This is a genomic window from Dactylosporangium sp. NPDC000244 (assembly GCF_040300725.1).
In the GTDB taxonomy this organism is placed as follows: Bacteria; Actinomycetota; Actinomycetes; order Mycobacteriales; family Micromonosporaceae; genus Dactylosporangium.
This window is the reverse complement of record NZ_JBEPEH010000005.1, coordinates 184,809-202,126: the sequence shown is the minus strand read 5'-3', so window position 1 is coordinate 202,126 and position 17,318 is coordinate 184,809. Positions and strand designations below refer to the sequence as shown.

15 protein-coding genes are annotated in these 17,318 nt (G+C 75.6%); 8 read left to right on the top strand and 7 right to left on the bottom strand.

Annotation, left to right across the window (positions count from 1 at the left end; all coding sequences use genetic code 11):
• Nucleotides 1-61 precede the first annotated feature (61 nt).
• From ABT369_RS09250 to ABT369_RS09235, 4 genes are read left to right on the top strand one after another with little or no spacing between them, the layout of a single operon-like run.
• A complete protein-coding gene (locus tag ABT369_RS09250; RefSeq protein WP_350611213.1) occupies nucleotides 62-1,867 on the top strand; it encodes an NHL repeat-containing protein in 1,806 nt (601 codons plus the stop codon).
• Nucleotides 1,868-1,920: 53 nt separating this feature from the next.
• The gene (locus ABT369_RS09245; RefSeq protein ID WP_350611212.1) at nucleotides 1,921-2,874 is read left to right on the top strand and encodes an AAA family ATPase; all 954 of its coding nucleotides are present in this window, start codon (nucleotides 1,921-1,923) and stop codon (nucleotides 2,872-2,874) included.
• A 2-nt stretch (nucleotides 2,875-2,876) separates the two neighbouring features.
• Entirely contained in the window at nucleotides 2,877-3,995 is a 1,119-nt protein-coding gene (locus ABT369_RS09240) for a DUF58 domain-containing protein (RefSeq protein ID WP_350611211.1), read from the top strand.
• Nucleotides 3,992-6,175, top strand: coding sequence for a transglutaminase TgpA family protein (locus ABT369_RS09235; RefSeq protein ID WP_350611210.1), 2,184 nt, complete (start codon nucleotides 3,992-3,994; stop codon nucleotides 6,173-6,175). Before ABT369_RS09240 ends, ABT369_RS09235 begins: the two co-directional genes overlap by 4 nt.
• Nucleotides 6,176-6,324: 149 nt before the next feature.
• Here ABT369_RS09235 and ABT369_RS09230 read toward each other — a convergent pair whose 3' ends face one another.
• Genes ABT369_RS09230 through eccCa form a run of 5 tightly spaced genes read right to left on the bottom strand, consistent with a single transcriptional unit; the run spans nucleotide 6,325 to nucleotide 13,368 of the window.
• A complete protein-coding gene (locus ABT369_RS09230; protein WP_350611209.1) occupies nucleotides 6,325-7,416 on the bottom strand; it encodes a hypothetical protein in 1,092 nt (363 codons plus the stop codon).
• Nucleotides 7,417-7,427: 11 nt separating this feature from the next.
• Nucleotides 7,428-7,835, bottom strand: coding sequence for a hypothetical protein (locus ABT369_RS09225; protein ID WP_350611208.1), 408 nt, complete (start codon nucleotides 7,833-7,835; stop codon nucleotides 7,428-7,430).
• Nucleotides 7,832-9,130 (bottom strand): hypothetical protein, encoded by a 1,299-nt coding sequence (locus ABT369_RS09220; protein ID WP_350611207.1) that lies wholly within the window; start codon nucleotides 9,128-9,130, stop codon nucleotides 7,832-7,834. Before ABT369_RS09220 ends, ABT369_RS09225 begins: the two co-directional genes overlap by 4 nt.
• A gap of 6 nt (nucleotides 9,131-9,136) precedes the next feature.
• The gene (locus ABT369_RS09215) at nucleotides 9,137-9,448 is read right to left on the bottom strand and encodes a hypothetical protein (RefSeq protein WP_350611206.1); all 312 of its coding nucleotides are present in this window, start codon (nucleotides 9,446-9,448) and stop codon (nucleotides 9,137-9,139) included.
• Nucleotides 9,445-13,368, bottom strand: coding sequence for a type VII secretion protein EccCa (eccCa, locus tag ABT369_RS09210; RefSeq protein WP_350611205.1), 3,924 nt, complete (start codon nucleotides 13,366-13,368; stop codon nucleotides 9,445-9,447). Before eccCa ends, ABT369_RS09215 begins: the two co-directional genes overlap by 4 nt.
• A 128-nt stretch (nucleotides 13,369-13,496) precedes the next feature.
• On the opposite strand from eccCa, the gene ABT369_RS09205 reads away from it, so the two are divergent.
• Both ABT369_RS09205 and ABT369_RS09200 read left to right on the top strand, forming a co-directional pair.
• A complete protein-coding gene (locus tag ABT369_RS09205; protein WP_350611204.1) occupies nucleotides 13,497-13,829 on the top strand; it encodes a hypothetical protein in 333 nt (110 codons plus the stop codon).
• Between the two features lie 11 nt (nucleotides 13,830-13,840).
• A complete protein-coding gene (locus ABT369_RS09200; RefSeq protein ID WP_350611203.1) occupies nucleotides 13,841-14,143 on the top strand; it encodes a hypothetical protein in 303 nt (100 codons plus the stop codon).
• 51 nt (nucleotides 14,144-14,194) lie between these two features.
• Here ABT369_RS09200 and mycP read toward each other — a convergent pair whose 3' ends face one another.
• Nucleotides 14,195-15,478: a type VII secretion-associated serine protease mycosin gene (mycP, locus tag ABT369_RS09195; protein WP_350611202.1), complete on the bottom strand. Its 1,284-nt coding sequence runs from the start codon at nucleotides 15,476-15,478 to the stop codon at nucleotides 14,195-14,197.
• The gene (locus ABT369_RS09190; RefSeq protein ID WP_350611201.1) at nucleotides 15,475-16,011 is read right to left on the bottom strand and encodes a hypothetical protein; all 537 of its coding nucleotides are present in this window, start codon (nucleotides 16,009-16,011) and stop codon (nucleotides 15,475-15,477) included. Before ABT369_RS09190 ends, mycP begins: the two co-directional genes overlap by 4 nt.
• A gap of 105 nt (nucleotides 16,012-16,116) precedes the next feature.
• Between ABT369_RS09190 and ABT369_RS09185 the strand changes: the two genes are divergently transcribed.
• Both ABT369_RS09185 and ABT369_RS09180 read left to right on the top strand, forming a co-directional pair.
• On the top strand, nucleotides 16,117-16,719 hold the full coding sequence (locus ABT369_RS09185) for a hypothetical protein (protein ID WP_350611200.1): 603 nt from the start codon (nucleotides 16,117-16,119) through the stop codon (nucleotides 16,717-16,719).
• Nucleotides 16,716-17,318: a hypothetical protein gene (locus tag ABT369_RS09180; protein ID WP_350611199.1), complete on the top strand. Its 603-nt coding sequence runs from the start codon at nucleotides 16,716-16,718 to the stop codon at nucleotides 17,316-17,318. The genes ABT369_RS09185 and ABT369_RS09180 overlap by 4 nt, the downstream gene beginning before the upstream one ends.

Here is a 17,318-nt window from a genome sequence, read left to right as displayed (position 1 = left end):
CCGGCACACCGGCCCTGCGCTGCGGTTTCGCGGCCGGGGCCGGGCGGTTAGAGTCCGCCCCGTGGAAACGGCAGAGTCGCAGGTTCCCGCGCGGCGCCGGCTCGGTCCGGCGGCGCGCACCCGTGTGAAGTTCACCGCCGTGCTCGCAGGCTGCGCCGCACTCATCGGCGTGGCCGCGGCCGGCAAGCTCTCGGCCTCCCCCGGTCTGCAGTTCGCCCAGGCCGGTCACTGGGTGTTCAACACCGCGTTGCGCTCGGCGTTCCACGTCGACGGCTCCACCGGCCAGGTCGACGCCGAGGTCAAGGTGCCCGGCGGCGGCGGTGAGCAGGACGGTCAGGTCGTGCAGGGCGAGGGCTCCGGCTACGTGGTCCAGCGCTCGGGCATCACGGTGTTCAGCAAGTCCACGCTGAGCGTCGAGGAGACCCGCACACCGCCGGCCACCGAACGCCCGGTCGTGCTCGAGGTCGGGGGCGGGCCCTACCTGGTGTACCGCAACGCGGGCCAGGTGGTCCGGCTCGGCGACCCCGCCGCGACGGTGTCCGCGGGCGGCCCGCTGTCCCGGCCCGCGGCGACCGGCGACGGCACCGTCTGGCTGCACCGCATCGACGCCGGTTCGCTGTGCGAGCTGACGCGGGCCGCGACCCGGCTGGCCTGCCCCGCGCAGCTGACCCCGGGCCACGCCGGCGCCCTGAGCGTCGCCGACGACCGCCCGGTGCTGCTCGACACCACGGCCGACACGCTGCGCACGGTCGGCGAGCAGGGCCTCGGCGAGGCGGTCCCGGCCGGCGTCGACCTGCCCGCGTCGGCCCAGGTCGCCAGCAACGCCGTGGCCGACCGGCTGGCCGTCGTCGACCCGGAGCACAACCAGCTGCTGCTGCTGGACACCGCCGGGCTGCGCAAGCGCCCCGCGGCCAAGCCGATCGTGGTGGACCTGCCCCACGACGGCCGGTTCGCCGAGCCGGTCACCGGCCCGAACGTCGTCGCCGTGATCGACCAGACCCGCAACCAGCTGCTGACCTTCGACGGCACCGGCGCGCCGAAGGGCAATGCCGCGATTCCCGGCCCGTCCGAAGGCGACGGCCAGCCGCCCGGGCTGAACCGGGGCGAGGACAACCGCATCTACGTCGACAGCCCCGGCGGCTCCCACGTGCTCGTCGTCAACGGCGAGAACGGCTCGATCACGAACGTGCCGATCGGCGACAAGACCAGCCCCGCGCCCACGGTGGCGGCCACGACCGCGGCGGGGGATTCGAGCGCGCCGGCCGTCGCCGACACCCCGGGCGCGGCCGACAACCGGACCACAGGCGGCCCGGCCAAGCCCGGCCCGGCGACGCAGCCGGCCGTCACCGCGGTCCAGGCGGCCGCGCCGGCGGTCAGCGTGAGCGGCTCCGGCACGGTCACCGTGTCGTGGAACCGGCCCGATCTGCGCGGCGGCACGCTCGTGCACTACCTGGTGAGTGCGCCGGGCCAGGCCGATCGTCAGGTCTCCGGCCTGAGCACGCAGTACTCCGGCGTCTCCGGCACGGTCACGGTGCGCGCGGTGACGCGGTTCGGCTCGTCCACCATCGTGGGCCGGCCCGGCTCGGCGACGATCCCGGCGCCGCCCGCGCCCACGGTGAAGATCAACCGCGTGCGCAGCGTGCCGACGCTCAACCTGGTGGTGACCGTCAGCGCCGACGGCAAGGGCGCGCCGGCGACCTGCAAGGCGAGCGTCGGCGGAGCGTCCGCCTCGGCGTCCTGCAGCGGTACGACGGACGTCACGATCCCGAACGTCTCGTACTTCGGGGCCATCACGGTCACGGTGACGATCACCAGCGCCGGCGGCAGCCGCACGGACACCTGGACGGGCGTGCCGCAGGTCGGCTGAGGTGGCCGCCATTATGTAGTATTCGCTACAGAAGTGCGGGAAGGTGGAACGTCGTGACCCCAACGCCAGGTGCGGCCTACCGGCTCATCGCCGACAACGTGCAGCAAGTCGTGCACGGCAAGCCGGAAATCGTCCGGCTGGCCGTGGCCGCCCTGTTCGCCGAGGGACACCTGCTCATCGAGGACGTGCCCGGCGTCGGAAAGACCACTCTGGCGCGGTGCATCGCGGCCAGCGTCGGCGGCCGGTGGACCCGCATCCAGTTCACCCCCGACCTGCTGCCCGGCGACATCACCGGCGTCATCGTGTACCACCAGAGCAGTGAGCAGTTCCGCTTCCACCCCGGCGGCATCTTCGCCAACGTCGTGCTCGCCGACGAGATCAACCGGGGCACGCCCAAGACCCAGGCCGCCCTGCTGGAGGTCATGGCCGAGCGGCGGGTGACCGTCGACTCGGTCGGCCACGAGGTGCCCCGCCCGTTCCTCGTCGTGGCCACCCAGAACCCGATCGAGCTGGAGGGCACCTACCGGCTGCCCGAGGCACAGCTGGACCGCTTCCTGATGCGGCTCTCGGTCGGCTACCCCGACCACGACGCCGAGGCGCGGATCGTGCTGGAGGACTGCGCCGGGGTCGGCCCGGACGACCTCGGACCGGTGCTCGCCATCGACGACGTGCGGCAGGTCATCGCCGCGGTACGCCGGTCGCGGGTGGCCCCCGAGATCGCCTCCTACGCGGTCCGGCTGGCCGCGGCGAGCCGGGAGCACCCGGCCGTGCGCTACGGCGCCAGCCCGCGCGGCAGCATCGCGCTCGTCCGGGCGGCGCAGGCCCTCGCGGCCACCCACGACCGCGACTACGTGGTCCCGGACGACGTGAAGGACGTGGCCCACCCGGTGCTCGGCCACCGCCTCGTGCTCACCGCGGAGGCGGAGCTCAACCGGCAGCAGGCCGGCCGGGTGGTGGACGAGCTGCTGGCCGACACCGCCGTGCCCACGGCCGCGGCCGCGGCCTAGCCGTGCGGCTCACCCGCCGCGGCGCCGCCGTGCTCGCCGGAGCCGCCGGCTGCTACGCCCTCGGCGTGCTGGCCGGGTACGCCTACTTCCGCGTCCTCGGCGGCGCCGCGGCCGGGTGCCTCGCGGTCGCCGCGGTCACCGCGACGCTGCGGCCCCGGCTCGAGATCAGCCGGACCGTGTACCCCGACCGGATCGAGCGCGGCCGGCCTGCCCTGGCAACGCTGCACGTGCGCAACCCGACCGCGCACCGCCGCGCCGGGCTCGCCGCGGCCGACCGGATCGCGGCCGCGGTGCACCAGATCCACGTGCGCCCGCTCCCGGCCGGCGCGGAGGCCACCTACCACTACGAGCTGCCCACCGCGGTGCGCGGACGGCTGCCGGTCGGCCCGCTGGCCCTGCGGCGCTTCGACCAGTTCGGCCTGGTGCGCGCCGAAAGACCCGTCGGCGGTACCGCGACACTGTGGGTCCACCCCCGCCGCCACCCGGCGCGCCCGGCCCGCGTCGGCCATCCCCGCCACCACCACGACGGCCCGATCACCGATCCCCCGCTGCACGGCTCGGCCGACATGCGCGCGGTCCGCGAGTACGCGCTGGGCGACGAGATCCGGCACCTGCACTGGAAGGCGACCGCCCGCACCGGCCGGCTCATGGTGCGCGACTACGCCGACCCGGCCCGCACGAGCTGCACCGTGGTGCTCGACACGAGACCGGCCGCGCTCAGCCCCGCCGCGTTCGAGGAGGCCGTCGAGGTGGCGGCGTCGCTGCTGTACGCCTCCGCCGCCGCCGGGCAGCAGTGCCGCCTCGTCACGCCGAGCGGCACCGACACTCCGGTCGACAGCGGCCTGCGGGTGGCCCGGGCGCTGCTCGACGAGCTGAGCCTGGTCGGGCAGGACGCGGCGGGCGACGCGCCCCTGGTGCCCCTGGCCACGACCCGGCCCGGCGGTGCGCTGATCGTGGTCACCGGGCCGGGCGCCGACCTTGGCGCGGCCCGCCGCTGGGCGCCCGACACCGTGATCCGGCTCGGTGCCGCAGAACCGGCGATCGGCCCGGGCACGGTCGCCGCGGTGGACGCGGCCGGGGCTATGAGCGCGTGGAACGCGTCGCAGGCTGGCCACCGATGAGCCGACCCCGCGACGAGCTCGATCGGCTCGCGCTGGTCGGGCTGCTCGGCTCGACGGCGGTCGCCGGGCTGTTGTTCGCGCCGGTGTTCGGGGTGTGGTCGCTGCTGCCGCCGGTGTTCGTGGTCGTCCTGGCCGGCTACGGGGCCGCCGAGCTGGGCGCCTACCGGCCGGCCCTGGCGTCGTGGCGGCCGCTGCTCGTACCGCTCGCCGCGCTCCTCGGCCTCGTCGAGCTGGTGCTGTTCAACACCACCGCCGCAGGCCTGCCCACCGCGGCGTCGCTCCGCGCGCTCCAGCGCGGGTTCGCCGACGGCTGGCTGCTCACCCTGCAGTCCACCCTGCCGGCCCGCCCGGACCCCGAGCAGCTGCTGTTCGTCCCGCTGGCCGTGCTGCTCGCGACCGTGCTCGGTCTCGAGCTGCTGTTGCGGATGCGCCGGCCGGTCGCGGCGCTGCTGCCGGGCCTGGCGGTGGCCGGGCTGGCCCAGGCGTACCAGGCCCTGACCGTCGGCCCCGCGCTGCTGGCGGCCGCGGGCTACCTGGCCTTCGCCGGCCTGCTGCTGCGCTCCGGCATCGCCCGTCCATCCCTTGTGGACATCGGCCGGGCCGGGGCGGCCGTTTTCGCGGTCGCGGCCGTCGCCGTGGTCGCCGGCGGCACCGACCCGGCCGGCCGGGCGCCGCTGCGGCTGCAGAACGCTCATTCGGTACCGCTGCAGAATAGTAGGGTCGCCAATCCGCTGCAGGACATCGCCCAGCGCCTGGCCGACCCGGGCCGGGAGGTCTTCCGTTACCGCAGCGACCGGCCAGCCGACCGGTGGAGCCTGGTCGTGCTCGACGAGTTCGACGGCGCCAACTGGTCCACCGACGCACGGCTGTACCGCCTGGGCGCCCGCCGTCCGGGCCCGCCCGGCGGCACCACCCGCTCGGCCGACGTCCACGTCCGGGAGCTGGCCGGGCCCTGGCTGCCGAGCCAGCCGATCCCGCTGGCGGTCGACGGGCTCGAGCCGCTCCTGGACCCGTCGGCCGGCACGCTCCTGCTCGACCGGCCGGCGCCCGCCGCGACGACCCGGCAGTACCGCCTGACCTGGTCCGAACCCACGCCGAACGCGGCCGCGCTCGGCGTGGGCGTGCTCGACGGCACCGCGCCGGGCGGGCTGGGCGGCCTCGGCACCGTGCCGGCCGACATCGAGCGCGTGGCCGGCGACGCGCTGCGCGACGCCCGCCCGACGTTCCAGTCGGCGCTGCGCCTCGAGCGGTACCTGGCCGAGCACTACCAGGTCGCGACCGGCGCCGGCCTGCCGACCGGGGACGGCTGGCCGCAGCTGCGGCGATTCCTGACCGAGACCAGGCGCGGGACGAGCGAGCAGTTCGCCGCCGCGTACGTCGTGCTGGCCCGCCTGAACGGCATCCCGGCCCGGCTGGTCGTCGGCTTCCGCGGCTCGGCCGAGACCGACGGCGACGCGCACGTCGTGCGCAACCGGGACGTCCTGGCCTGGCCGGAGGTCCCGGTGGCCGGGGTCGGCTGGGTGCCGCTGGACCCGACCGCGGCCGGGACCCGCGCCACGTCGGCCGGCGCCGTGTCGTCGGGCCTGGCCCAGGCGGCCGCCCAGGCGCGGGCCGAGCTGCCGCCCGAGGCGCAGTCGCCGCGCGAGCCGGAGCCCGGCCGCAGGACGCCGTCGCGAACGCCGGCCGAGACGGGCCTGGCGCTGCTGCGCGCCGCCGGCTGGACCGTGCTGGCGTTGGCCGCGCTGCTGCTCGCCGGCCTGTGCGCGGTGGCGCCGGCGAAGGCCCTGCGCGCGGCCCGGCGCCGGCGGCGGACCGGGGCGAGCGGCGTGACCGGCGCGTGGGCCGAGGCGCGGGACCGGCTGCGGGCACACGGGGTGGCGTACCGGATCGGGATGACCCCGCGGGACCTGGCCGCGGCGGCCGCCCCGCTGGCGGGCGAGCCGACCGCGCTGGCGATCGCCCGGCTGGGCGTGCGGCTGGACACCGCACAGTGGTCGGGCGCGCCGGTGACCGCGGAGGACGTCCGTCGGGCCTGGGACGAGGTGGGCGCGGTCCGCCGGGGCCTGGCCGGCCGGCCGTTCACGGCCCGGCTGCGCGCCGCGGTCGACCCCCGCCCGCTACGGTCGCCGCATTCGGAACACAGCGACCGTCCGACGCGCCTAACTGTGCCAGCGCGGTGAGAACCGAGGAGGTAATACGGCTCTTCGACGACGACGTGGCCCGGCAGCTGCGCGTCCAGCGCCTCCACCAGCGTCGTCAATCCGCTGGGCGATCATAGCCTTCGCCCGGCGCCACGGGGTGTGTGGCGCCGGGCGAGGTACGCCGCGGATCAGCGGCCGTCGTTCGCGGCGGCCGGGTCGCGGCGGGATCGGCCGCGCAGCTTCGCCGGCACGCCGTCGGCCGCGATCGCCGGCCGCCGCCCGTTCGCGGGGCGCCCACCGGGGTTCACGCCCGGCCGCGACCCCGGTCGCAGCGTGCCCCCGGCCGCCTGCTGGCCCGCCATCGCCGGCGTCACCGGCGGCAGCATCCCGGCGGCGGAAGCGGACCCGGCGCCCGGCGCGACAACGCCCGGGCGGGCCTCGGCGGCCAGGGTCGGCGCCCACCGGCCGGCCACCGGGTTCGCCACCGTCCGAGGGCCGCCCGGGCCGGACGCGCCGCCCCACCCGCCCAGGCCGCCGAGCCCGGCGAGTCCCGGCCAGCCCGGCGCGCCGCCCGTGGTCGCCGACGTGCCGAGCGAGGGCAGGGCGGCGGCGGTGGGCAGCGTCGTGTCGTGGGCCCCGGCCAGCGACAGCCCGCCGGCGAAGTCCAGGCCCTGCTGCACCACCCCGACGCTGGCGTCGGCCAGCCCGACCCCGGCGTCGAGCGCGTCGATGATGTCCTCCGGGCTGTTGCCCTCCGCCGTGGTGGTGACGCCCTGCACGGCGGCGGCGTTGCCGAGCCCGGACACCAGGTCGGCCGGGAGCTGCCCGACGCTCGCGGCGAGCTGGAACATGGCCCGGGTCTGCGTCGCCCCGAGCGCGGTCACCGCGGCCACCGCCTCGCCCACGCACTCCGCCGCGACCAGCCAGGTCAGCGGGTTGCCGATCGCCGCCAGGTACCTCGGGTAGATCTCGCCCACGACGGCGGCGTGCGTGGCCCGGATCGCGTTCGCCACGTCGGTCAGCGCCAGCGGCACCTGGGCCGCGTCGAGCCGCTCGCCCCACCCGGTCGCGCTGGCCAGCGTCTGCCCCACCTTCGCCGTGTGCTCCTGCCCGGCGGCGTCGGTCCAGCCGGGCGAGAGCTTGCCCTGCCGATCGTGCAACTGCTGCACGGTCGGCCAGATCCAGCCGCTCGCGTCCGTGAAGGCCTTCGCCGCCGCCTCGGCCCACTCGGCCCGCGGCAGCTCCGCGTTCATGGCCGCGACAATCACTTCCATCGACATATACCGCTCCCTCAGGTTGTGGTCGGATGCACGAGCGACTCCGCCTTCTGCGCGACCCCGATCGCCTTGCCGACCACCGTGACGGCCTTGGTGGCCACCTTGAGGGCGCTCGCCACGTCGTGCGCCGTGACGGTGGTGACCTTGACGGCGCTGGTCGCGTCGGCGGCGGTGTAGTCCACGGCCGCGGTCTTGACCGCCGCCGCGTCGGCGACCATCCACTCAGTGGTCTTGGCCATGAAGGCCGCGAACGCCCCGCCGACGGCCTGGCCCACGGCGGCCAGCGCGATCCCGGTGGGCAGCCCGGCCACCGCCGGCGGCGCACCCGCGACCGCCAGCAGCGAGGCCGGCAGCTCCGTCGGGGTGAACCCGCTGTAGCCCTCCTGCAGCGCCGGCACGCCGTTCACTTCCGATCCGATCATGTCTCACTCCTCGATGTCCGGTTCACCAGCCACAGCTCCTCGTCGAGCACCTCGTGGTCCGCGCCGCCGGGATCGGGCCGACGGGGCGACGGGGACCCCGGCCGCGCACTCTCGGGCTTGACGCGGCCGGTGAGCGCCACCCCGGGCATGGCGCCGGCCTTGCGCCCGCGCGGCCGGGACGCGCCGGTCGGCTCGGCGTCGCCCGGCCGGACCCCGCCGCCGGACTTGGCCCCGCCCGCGGCGGACGGCGGGTACATCATCGGCGGCACCGCCGACGCCGAGCCCGCGCCCGCCGCCGCCGTCGTGGCCGTCGTGGCGGCGACCGGCAGGGATCCGTCGTACAACCCGGCGGCCGCCGGGTTCCCGACCGGTGCGAGCGCCGTCCCGCCGCCACCGAAGCCACCACCGAGGCCACCGCCGCCGATGCCGGCGCCGCCCCCGGCCAGGCTCGGATATCCCCCCACGTCCGCGCCGGCGGCCGAGGTCAGGCCGGTCGGGCTCAGCGCGGCGAGGTCCCCCGGGGCCACGGCATCGACCCCGGTGGACCCGCCCGGCGACGAGTCACTCGACCCGCCGACCGAGTCGGATGAGGCCGACGACGAGTCCGCGGGCGCCTGGCCCGGGTCGGTCTGACCCGGGTCGCCCGCCTCGAGGTCGCCGAGGTCGCCGGCGGCCGGGGCGCCGGGATCGCCGGATTCCGCGCCCGCGCCGCCCGCACCGGCCGGGCCCGCGCCGCCCGCACCGGATGTCACGCCCGGCCCGCCGGGGGATGCTCCGCCCACCGGCCCGGGCCACGGATCGCCGTGGGCGTCGTTCATCGCCGTGAGGGCGGTGGCGTACAGGCCGTCGAGGCTCGCGATCTTCGCCTGCATGTCCGTGAAGGCCTTGCGGTTGAACTCCTCCCGGTCCGACCGGTGCTGCGGCAGCTGCGCCGTGTAGTCCCGCCACAGGGCGTCCACCTCGGGGAAGACGCGGTCGAGACCGTTGGCCAGGTCGTTGATCGCGGTGCTGACCTTGGAGAGCCGGATCCTGCCTCCGTAGCCGTAGTTGCCGCCGTAGTACGCCGACCAGGTCTGCAGCGAGCCGACGCAGGGACGCAACTTGTCCAGGAAGGCGTTGCCCGCGTCGTCCGGCCAGTCGCGGATGAGGTCCAGCTCCCCGGTGGCGATCGCGTCGCACATCTGGGCCAGGTAGCTCTGCGCCTGGTCCCACATCTGCACCGCGTTGCGCAGGTGTGCCACGCGCACGCCGTGCTCGGCGGCGAATCTCTGGTACAGGCCCTCGACATCTTCCATCGGTGGCTACTGCTGCGGCGTTATCGCGAGCGCGTTCAGGATCTGTTTGCGCGCCTCCGCGTCGGCGTCGACGTAGGCGGCCAGGGACGCCCGGGCGAACGAGGCGATCGCGGCGAACCCCTGCTCCACCTGCTTGACGTACTCCTGCAGGTCGGCCGTGATCCGCTGGTCGGCGGCGGTGAGCTCCGGATGCGAGTCCGGCTCGGGCCCCGCGGGGGCGGGACGGTCGACCACCTCCGTCGGCGGCGCGCCGGCGTTCTCCATGCGCTCCGCGTAGCGCAGCACGCCCGCGGTGATGAGGTCGATTCGGTCGCTCATGTGTCCTCCGGCCGGGGTTGGAGTTGGCGGGGCGGGAGCCAGGCGATCTGGACCAGACCCTTCTGGCCGCGGCGGTCGACCAGCCAGCCGCGCCCGGGCGGGAGCACCTGCGCCCGCAGGCCGCCGAGCAGCGGGCCCTCGTCCCGGTCGCCGGACATCATGAGGCCTGGCGAGCCGACCTCCCGCACCCGCCCGAGGAACGGCTCGAGCAGGCCCCGCCCGGCGCCGCCGGTGCGGCGGGCCAGCACGACGTGCAGCCCGATGTCGCCGCCCTGCGCGAGCAGCGGCAGCAGCGACATCAGCGGATGGTCCTTGTGGGTGGCCACGAGGTCGTAGTCGTCGACCAGCACGAAGATCTCGGGCCCGCGCCACCAGCTCCGCTCCCGCAGCTGCTCGGGGGTGACGTCGGGGCCGGGCAGCCGCTGCCGCAGCCCGCCGGCGACCTCGGCGAGCAGGCCGCCGCTGTGCTCGTCGTTGGTGCCGTAGCCGAGCAGGTACTCCTCGCCGACCTCGCCGAGCAGCCCGCGGCGGTGGTCGATCAGGACGATCCGGGCCTCCGTGGGCCGGTACCGCTCCTCGATCCGCCGGGCCACCGCCCGCAGGAACGACGTCTTGCCGGACTCGGTGTCGGCCAGCAGGAAGAAGTGTGGGTCGGCCGCGAAGTCCAGCCGCATCGGGGACAGGTCGCGCTCGTGGATGCCGATCGCGAAGTCGCCGGTGGGCAGGTCCTCGTACGGCAGCCGTCCGGGCAACAGCCGGACCGACGGCGCGCGCTCGCCCGGCCACGCCGCCCGGACCGCCTCGACGAGCGCGTCGACGCCCTCGGCGAGGTCCTCGGCGGCCGGTACCCCGTCGATGCGGGGCAGCGCCACGAGCATCTGGTGGCCGCTCATCGAGATCCCCCGCCCCGGGGCGTCGGCGGGCACCCGCATCGCGGCGCGGCGGTCGACCATCGAGTCCATCGGGTCGCCGATCTTCAGCTCCAGCCGGCTCGCGAACAGATCCCGGATGTTCATCCGCAGGTCGAACGAGCGGGCGCAGCTGGCGACCACGTGCGCGCCGTAGGACAGGCCCCGGGCGGCGATGTCGGTGACCATGTCCTCCAGGTCGGGGAAGTCCGTGCGCAGCGTCGTCCAGCCGTCGACCACGAGGAACACGTCGCCGTGCGGGTCCTCGGGGAACCGGCCGTGCGCGCGCAGCCTCCGATAGGTACCGATGCCATCGATCTTTTGCTCTGCAAACATGCGTTCCCGCTGGGCGATCAGGGCGGACACCTCGGCCACGGTCCGCCGGACCGTCCCGGCGTCCAGCCGGCCGGCCACCCCGGCCACGTGCGGCAGGCCGGCGATGGACGCCAGCGTGCCGCCGCCGAAGTCCAGGCAGTAGAACTGCACCTCGCGGGGCGTGTGCGTGAGGGCCAGCGCGGCGATCAGGGTGCGCAGCGTCGTGCTCTTACCGGTCTGCGGTGCGCCGAGCACCACCACGTGCCCGGCCGCGCCCGACAGGTCGAGCGTCAGCGGGAGCCGCTGCTGCTCGAAGGGCCGGTCGACGATGCCGAGCACGGGCTGCAGCGCCCCGCCCGAGGCGGCCGAGCCGGCGAGCAGACCGTCAAGGGTCGGGGAGTCGGCCAGCGGCGGCAGCCAGACCTGGTGGGCCGGGGTACCGCGGCCCACCAGCCGGTCGACGAGGATGTCCAGCAGGGTCTCGCCGATGATGGCGTCCTCGTCCGGCTCCGGCGGCTGGGGCGACGGCTCCGCGGCCCGCAGCGCCGTGGTGTAGTCGTGCATCACCAGGCTCCGCCCCGTCCCGGAGGTGGTGCGGCCGTCGGCGCGGCGGTGGTACGCCCCGGAGACGTACGCGGACCGGAACCGGTCCATCGGATCGGTGCCCACCTTCAGGAACCCGTGCCCGGGTGCCCGGGGCAGGTGGAACGCCTCGGTCACGCCGAACACCGCGCGGCTCTCCATCTCCGAGAACGTCCGCAGCCCGATCCGGTAGGACAGGTGGCCCTCCAGCCCGCGCAGCCGGCCCTCGTCGAGCCGCTGCGAGGCCAGCAGCAGGTGCACCCCGAGGGAGCGCCCGAGCCGGCCGATCTGCACGAAGATGTCGATGAAGTCGGGCCGTGCGGAGAGCAGTTCGGAGAACTCGTCACAGATCACGAGCAGCGTCGGTACCTCGGGAAGCGGCGCGCCCGCCAGCCGCGCCTTCTCGTAGTCACGCAGGGACGAGAAGTGCCCGGCCGCGCGCAGCAGCTCCTGGCGGCGGATGAGCTCGCCGTTGATCGCGTCGGTCATCCGGTCGACCAGGTGCAGCTCCTCGGCCAGGTTGGTGATCACGACGCTGGTGTGCGGCAGCGCGTCGAGCCGGGTGAACGTCGCCCCGCCCTTGAAGTCGACGAGGGCGAAGTTCAGCGACTCCGGCGGGTGGGTGATGGCCAGCGCGAGGACGAGCGTGCGCAGCAGCTCGGACTTGCCCGAGCCGGTCGCGCCGATCAGCAGGCCGTGCGGGCCCATGCCGTCCTGCGCCGACTCCTTGAGGTCGAGCTCGATCGGGGCGCCGTCGGGCCGGATGCCGAACTTGACCCGCAGCCGGTCCCGGTTGGGCCGCGCCACCCACGTCGCGGCCGGGTCGAACTCGTACGGGTCGCCCAGCTCCAGCAGCTCGGCCAGGCCCAGCTCGGCGTTCATCGGCGCCTCGTCGCGCGGGCCGGCGGTCAGCCGCAGCGGCGCCAGCTGCCGGGCCAGCCCCTCGGCGGCGACCGGGCCGAGGGCGTCGGCCCGGCCGAGCTCCGCCTCGCCGTCGACGGTCTCGCTGACCAGGGCGCCGTCCGGGTCCACGCGCAGCACCACCGTGGTGCGGTCCAGCGCCCGCGGCGGGGTGGTGCTCAGGTCCACAATGGTCACGCCCTCGACGCCGCCGCCGGTCATCAGGTGGTCGGAGCCGGCGACGCCGCCGCCGTCGAGCACCACCACCAGGTGCGGGCCGGCCAGCGCCGCCTCGGAGTCGGGATCGAACCGCGGCCGCTTCGCCAGCTCCTTGTCCAGCAAGGACTCCAGCGCCGGGATCGTCGGCGCCACCAGCCGCACCGGGCCGAGCGCGTCGGTGAGCAGCGGGTGCAGCACGTGCGGCAGCCACTTCACCCACTCCCACTCGCCGCGGCGCTCGTCGGCGGCGCAGACCGCGATGCGCAGGTCGTCCGGCGCCTGCAGGGTGGCCAGCTGGGCCAGCAGGGCGCGGACCAGGCCGAGCGCCCGGCCGCGGTCGCCGCGCACGTGGACGCGGCTGAACCCGTCGACCGCCATCGCGATCGGCAGCCCGTCGACGGTGTCGTAGGTGGTGATGAACCGGCGCAGGGCGAGCGCGGACAGCGGCTCGAGCTCCTCCAGCGGCTTGGTGTCGGGCGCGATAAGCGTGGTGGCCGGGCCCTGCGCGCCGCGGGCGATCCGGGCCAGCCCGAAGTCCGGGTCGTGCTTGCGCCGCTCCCACAGCCGATGGCTCGCCGCCAGCGACCACAGGGCGGCCGGGTCCGGGTGCAGGTACTCCATCGCCTCCCGCTGGCGGCGCACCGTGCGCCGCAGCCGCAGCCGGTGCTGGGCCAGGTGCCGCAGGTACTTGCGCCGGGCGTAGCCCATCTCCCGCCGGCTCGGACCGCCGCCCTGCAACAGCCCCATGCCGATCATGGCGAGCATGCCGACGCCCATCAGGCCGTACGTCACGTACCGCAGCGAGCCGCCGCCCGTCCCGGTGTACATCAGCATCATCGACCCGCTCATGGCGGCCATCGGCAGCACCATGAGCAGCTGCGTCCACTGCCGCCCGGACGGCGGCGGGATCTCCGGCGGGGCGTGGAGGATCAGCTCGCCGACCGGCATCTCCGGCGCCGGCCGGCGGGCCGGTCTCTTCACCACGACTGTCGCCACGTCGGTGATCGTGCGGCACCGGCGGCGGCGGTTGGGCCCGGTGGCAGGAAAGTGCCGTCCGCCCCGGCGCCCCCGCCCGCGCGCCATACCGTCGGTGGACCGGATGTCCGACGATTTCGGGAGGGTGGATGTCGGATCAGCTAAGGGCCGATCTCGCGGCCGTACTGCACCTGGCGAGCTTCACCGACAACAACGCGGAGGAGCACAGCGCGATCAGCACGACCTACAGCCGGCAGAGCCTGGAGATGGCCCAGACCGGCCTGGGCGGAACCGCCCAGCCCGCGGCCTTCGACCTGGGCAACACTCGCGACTCCTCCTCCACCCGCGTCGTGAGCTGGGTGAAGCAGCTCAGCGAGACCAGCGCCGCGGCCGCGCCGCACTACGCCGACGGCGACGCCGACGCCCGGGCCCGGCTCGGCAACAACAACTACGGCACCACGGGCGTCATCAACCCGATCTGAAAGGGTCAGCAATGGGAACCGAAGACGTGAAGATCGTGTTCAGCCCGATGGCGCAGCTGCAGTCCGGCGCGCACCAGACCGCCGGGCAGCTGGAGGGCCACGCCGACGACCTGCTGCACCGGATGCGGGCGACGGTCGGCAACGGCTGGGACGACGACGCGGCCAACGCGCAGCTCGAGCAGTACCAGCTGGTACGCAAGAACACCGGCTACCACATCGCCGCGCTCAACGCCGAGGGCGCGGCCTACGGCGAGGTACTGGACATCGGCCAGCAGACGCTGAGCCGGGTCATGCGGCTGGTCTCCGGCATGTGAACCACCGCACGGATGCCCGGTGTGCAGGCCGCACACCGGGCATCCGCTCGTTCACCGCTCGCTCAGCAGGAAGATCTGCTCAGGCGGGTCCGCCGGGGCCGGCTCGGCCGGCACCGCGGGGGTCCAGCCCGCCCGCCAGCGGCGCCGCCGGCCGCGCGGCAGGATCGCCGCCACCAGCGCGATCGCGCCGGCCGCGGCCAGTGCCAGCCATGTCGCCGTCGACGCCGTGCCCCGCGCCCAGGCGGCCCGCTCCAGCCGCGCCCGGTCCGGCGGCGACGGCACGAGCGCTGGCCGCGCCGCGGGCTGGTCGGGGTCGAGCCCGTCGGTCACCGCGCGGTACGGGTCGACCAGGCCGGCCCCGTAGGCGTCGCTGTCCAGGCCGCCGCGGGCGGGGCTGGCCGTGGCCGTCAGCCGCCGCGCGACCTCGGCCGCGGTGAGCCCGGGCCAGGCCGCCCGCACGAGCGCCGCCGTGCCGGCCACGAAGGCCGCGGCGAAGCTGGTGCCGTCGACGTAGGCGTGCCCGTCGACCCGCGTGGCGGCCAGCACCTTGGCGCCGGGCGCGACGAGGTCCACGTACGGGCCGATCTGCGAGCCGGGTAGCGGGGCGCCGTCGGCGTCCACCGCGCCGACGCCGAGGACGCCGTCGTAGGCGGCCGGGTACGACGGCAGCTCGGTGGACCCGTCCGGCTGGGCGTTGCCGGCCGCGGCCACCACCAGGGCGTCGCGGGCCACCGCGTAGGCGACCGCGCCGCGGATGGCCGGGAAGTCGTCGAAGCCGGCCAGCGACAGGTTGATCACCTTCGCGCCCTGGTCGGCGGCGTAGCGGATGCCGTTGGCGACCACCTGCGGATCGATCCGCAGCGACTGGCCCTGCTCGCTGATGTCCCGGTCGGTGATCCGCACGGGCAGGATCCGGGCGTCCGGGGCCACGCCGTGGAAGCCGATGCCGGGCACCGGGTCGGCGGCGATGATGCCGGCGATGCCGGTGCCGTGCGACACGCAGTCGTAGGAGCCCGGCAGGGTACCGGCGAAGTAGAAGTCCCGGCCGCGCAGCACCTTGCCCGCCCGGCGCAGCTGCGGATGGTCGGCGTCGACGCCGGAGTCGACGACCGCGACCAGCACGCCGCCGCCCCGGCTGCGCGGCCAGGCCCGCTCCGGGTCGAGGACCTGCTGGGCCCAGGGCTGGGCCCGGATCTGCCCGTGGGCCGGCTCCGGGTTCTGGCAGGCGCCGGCCGGCGGAACCGCGTCCGCCGGCCGTCCGCCGCCGCCGCCGACCAGCACAACCCCGACGGCGACCAGCACGGCGGCGACCGCACGCATCCGCCGCCGGCTCATCGGGTCAGGTCGAGCAGCGTCTGCCGGTAGGCCTCGCGCTGCGCCGTGAGCCCCTCGCGGCCGAACCGCGCCGGATCGGCATCGTAGACGGCACGGCCCGCCGCGGAGGTGAACTCGTCCGCCGGCACCGCGTCGGCGGACGGCGGCAGGAACTTCAGCACCTCCTCCAGCGTGGCCACCGCGTCGGCCGCGGCGTCGGCGGCGTCGGCCCGGCGCAGCGCCGAGGCGTCGGGCGGGACGACCGCGTACTGCGCCGCCCGTTCGGCCAGCGCGAAGAACTCGCCCGGGTCGATGATCCGGGACGGCTCCGGGCCGCCGAACGCCGGTGGCGGCACGAGGTCCGGCCCGAGCGTGAACGCGAAGCGGCGCTCGGCCCCGCACGACGGGCAGTCGCCCTCGTAGACGGACACCGGCCCGTCGTCGCCGGTACCGAAATCGTGGCGGCTCCAGGGAAAGTCGTCCTCGCCGCACTCCGCACACGGGTGCAGGGCCATGAACAGGTGACACTCGGAGATCGAACGCGCGACAAGCACAGCCCTCATGCTGCGCCCGGACGGCGTTACGCAGCTGCGGGACGGCAGCATCCTGCCAGCGTTCCCGCGTCCGGCGGCGGTGCCGTTCCAGTAAGGTCGGCCCTCATGAGCTCGCTCGTGCTGCCGCTCGGCCGGATGATCGGCACCTTCTCCGACGGTGCCGACGACCCCGGCCACCACCACGAAATCCAGCTCGGCGGCGGGATCCACGAGTTGTCGGACGCCGAGCTCGCCGGGTGGGCGTTCGCGCACGAACTGCTGGCCAGAAGCGCGCTGGAGGACCGCCTGGACCACCTCGGGGCCGGGCCCGCCGCGCCGATCGTCGGCGGGCTGCTCGCCCGCGGGCTGCTGGCCGAGGTCGCGCCGGACACCGCCGAGGCGGTCGCGTTCGCCCGTGCCCATCGTGTCGTGCCGACGATGCAAGGACTGGGCAACTCGGCCGACGAGCCGGGGCGCTACGGGATCGGCCTGCTCGGCCGGGAGCTGATCCAGGTGACCCGGCCGGTGTACGAGCTGTGGGCGTGGGCCCACCTCGACGGCGACCTGTGGCGTGCCTGCGAGGCGTTCGCCGGGCACGAACGCGCCGCGGGCGGCACCGAGCCCGAGCTGTGCGACCCGGCCCACGTCCTGGCCGGCTTCCTACCCTCGCTGCACGGGCTGCTCGACGTGCAGGCCGTCTACCTCGACACAGAATCGGGGCGGCCGTGACCGACAACGCGTGGGTGTTCCCGGTCGGCCACTATCTCGGCACCTTCTTCCCGGCGGCGGGCGCGCCTCTGCAGGCGCACCGGGTCCGGGTCGGCCGGTCGGTGACGAGCCTCTACTCCGATCAGGAGTTCGCCGTGTGGGCGCTGGCGCACGGCCTGGCGGGCCCCGCGGACGAGCGGCCCTGGACCTGCCAGCGGCTCGCCGCCGCCGCCCGCGAGCAGAGCGGCGCCGACGTCACCAGGATCGTCGCGGAGCTGCTCGAGGAGCGTGTGCTCGTCGAGGCGGCGCCGGAGCTCCTGTTCGCGCGCACGCACCGCTTCCAGGCCCTCCTGTCCGGCCTGGGGACGGACCCCCGGCGGCCGGACTCGTTCCAGCTCGGTCTCGCCGGGCAGCCGCTGGCCGCCGTCGACGAGCTGGCCTTCGAGATCTGGCAGTGGGCACCCCGCCAGCCCACCATCTGGGCCACGTGCGAGCTGCTGGCCACGGCCGACGGGGTCGCCGTGGGCCGGCCGGCCGATCCCGATGCCATGCTGGCCCCGGTGCTCGACCGCCTGCACACGCTGCTGTCGGCCGGGGCCGGGTACCTGGACGTGGCCTGA